General features: G+C 66.4%; 3 protein-coding genes. All 3 read right to left on the reverse strand.

Going from position 1 to position 2497, the window contains the following annotated elements:
• Nucleotides 1-31 precede the first annotated feature (31 nt).
• Nucleotides 32-1624 carry an IS66 family transposase gene (gene tnpC, locus C8N44_RS22910; protein WP_107978990.1) on the reverse strand — a complete coding sequence of 531 codons (1593 nt, stop codon included), beginning with the start codon at nucleotides 1622-1624 and terminating at the stop codon, nucleotides 32-34.
• A gap of 62 nt (nucleotides 1625-1686) precedes the next feature.
• Nucleotides 1687-2034, reverse strand: a complete 348-nt coding sequence (tnpB, locus tag C8N44_RS22915; RefSeq protein WP_206076943.1) for an IS66 family insertion sequence element accessory protein TnpB — start codon at nucleotides 2032-2034, stop codon at nucleotides 1687-1689.
• Nucleotides 2031-2399, reverse strand: coding sequence for an IS66-like element accessory protein TnpA (tnpA, locus tag C8N44_RS22920; RefSeq protein WP_107978991.1), 369 nt, complete (start codon nucleotides 2397-2399; stop codon nucleotides 2031-2033). The genes tnpB and tnpA overlap by 4 nt, the downstream gene beginning before the upstream one ends.
• Between the last annotated feature and the right edge of the window lie 98 nt (nucleotides 2400-2497).

Below are 2497 nucleotides of genomic sequence, written 5' to 3' on the forward strand. Positions count from 1 at the left end.
GTAACCGACCGGTTGATACCGTCGCCTGATCCTACGACTTCCAGTTCCACGGGAGCAGTTCGTCGAGGCGGTTGATCTTGTGATCGTGGATACGGTCGAGGACATCAGCAAGCCACGCTTGCGGGTCCAGCCCGCTCATCTTCGCCGTCTCGATCAGGGTCATGGCCCGGGCGAGGGTTTCCCCGCCGCTGTCGGAGCCAGCGAAGAGCCAGTTGCGGCGGCCAACGCCGATCGGGCGCATGGCGCGCTCGGCCGGGTTGTTATCGATCCCGATGCGACCATCCTCGAGGAACAGTTCGAATGAGGGCCAGCGGGAGAGCCCGTAGCGGAAGGCCTTCGCGAGATCGCCCTTGCCTGGGATGCGCGCCAGCTGGGCCTCGGCCCATGCCTTGAAGGCGTCGACCTGGGGGCGGGAGTGCTGCTCCCGTGCGGCCTTGCGCAGGTCGGCGGGTTGGCCGGCGATCCGCCGTTCGACATCGTAGAGCTTCCCGATCCGGTCGAGCGCCTCCCGCGCGATCTCGGACTTCGTGGCCTCCCAGACATCGTGAAAGTCACGCCGCAGATGTGCCCAGCAGGCCGCCTCACGGAACTGGCTGCTGCCGTCCGCGCGGCGCTCGTAGAGCTGGCCAAAGCCTGCATAGGCGTCCGCCTGAAGGATACCGCTGCTGTTTTGCAGGTGCTGACGCGGATGCTCGCCTTTCCGGTCCGGCGAGAAGCGGTAGACCACGCCTGGCGGCGCCGTGCCGGCCCAGGGCCTCTGGTCGGAGACATAGGCCCAGACCCGCCCCTGCTTGACCCCCTTGCCGAGGCCGCGGTCGCGACGGGAGCGGTCCAGGACGCGGATTGGCGTGTCGTCCGCATGCAGCACGGGCGCCGCCATGACTTCGGCCTCGATCCTCTCGATGATCGGCGCGAGCACCTTCATCGCCCGGCCGCACCAGTCCAGCAGTGTGCTGTCGGGCACGTCCGCACCCATGCGCGCGTAGATCTCGTTGAGGCGATAGAGCGGGACATGGTCATCGAACTTGGAGACCAGCACATGCGCCAACAGGCCCGGTCCGGCCATGCTGCCCGGAATCGGGCGGCTTGGCGCCGCGGGCTGCACCATCCTCTCGCAGCGGCGGCAGGACTTCTTCACCCGTGCGATCTCGATGACCTTCATCTGCGCGGCGACCATGTCGAGAAGCTCGCTCACGTCCTCGCCGACCACGCGAAGGTCACCGCCGCAATCAGGACAGCAGGTGCCGGGGTCGAGTTCCCGTCGCTCCCGCGGGGTCTCGTCGGAGACCCGGGGCCTGCGGCGGGGCTTCACCTCAGCGGATCCGGCATCGGCGGCGGGAGGTTCGGCATCCGCTTCGCCAGCCGGTTCATTGCGCTGTTCGGCGACGGCTATCAGCAGGTCTTCCAGCGCCAGCTCGAGCTGGGCGATCTCCCGTTCGATCTTCTCCGAGGACTTGCCGAAAGCCTGTTTCTGCAACCTGGCGATCCGCAGGCGCAGCGCCTGGACCAGCTGTTCGTGGGCCTGAAGCGTGGCCGACATGCGCGCATTCTCCGTCTGAAGCGCGACGATCATCGCCTTCAGAACGGTGGGGTCATCGGTGAGAATGTCGGCGTCTTCGGACATGCCGACAAATACCACGCCGTGTCGTCAAAAGCCAATAAAACAAAGGGAATCAGAGGGGTAAATCACCCCACCCGTGCCGGCGGCGCACCCCAGTCCGGACGCCGCCAGTCGATCCCCTCCCAGAGCATGGCCAGCTGTGCCGAGGTCAGCCGGGCGATGCCACCTTCGGTGCTGGGCCAGGGGAAGCGACCGCGTTCGAGCACCTTGTAGTAGAGGCAGAAACCCTGGCCATCCCAGTAAAGCAGCTTCAGCCGGTCACCTTTGCGCCCCCGGAACGCAAAGACCGCGCCGCTCGCGGGCTTCTGGCGCAGGACATCCTGAGCCATGGTCGACAGCCCCGCGATGCCCTTCCTCATGTCGGTGGCGCCGCAGGCCAGGTAGACCCGAACCCCGGTTCCCGGCCCGATCACGCCGCGTCCACCGCCCGGATCAACCGGGTCAGCGCCTCTTCATCGATCCCGCTGTCGAACCTCAGGCAGCGACCGTTGCTCAGCCGCAGCTCGACCGGAACTGACCGAGACGGCGCGGGGGCGCTTGCCGGCTCCGGGCACGAACTAAAATCCACTGGCAGGAAAACGGCCCCGCGATCCGGCGACCATAGGCCTTTCTTCTTCAGATCACGCCGCCAGCCGTAGATCTGGGACCGCGTGATCTCGTGGCGCTGCGCGACCTGCGTCACCGACACCCCGCCGATGCCGACTTCCGACAGGATCTCCAGCTTCTCATCTTCGCTCCACCGTCGGCGCCGTTCGACACCCAGAACCTCGCCCAGCATGGCTCCTCCGAATAAGACACGTGCATAACGACGTCGTTATGCACGTGTCTTACCTCGGAACCCCAGCCTCAGGCAGGCGGCCCCAATCGGTCGGTTAC

It is taken from the genome of Allosediminivita pacifica (genome assembly GCF_003054175.1).
GTDB lineage: Bacteria > Pseudomonadota > Alphaproteobacteria > Rhodobacterales > Rhodobacteraceae > Allosediminivita > Allosediminivita pacifica.

Coding starts and splice junctions, on each gene's coding strand:
- tnpA (WP_107978991.1), bottom strand. CDS start 2,399: ATGCTGGGCGAGGTTCTGGGTGTCGAACGGCGCCGACGGTGGAGCGAA.
- tnpC (WP_107978990.1), bottom strand. CDS start 1,624: ATGTCCGAAGACGCCGACATTCTCACCGATGACCCCACCGTTCTGAAG.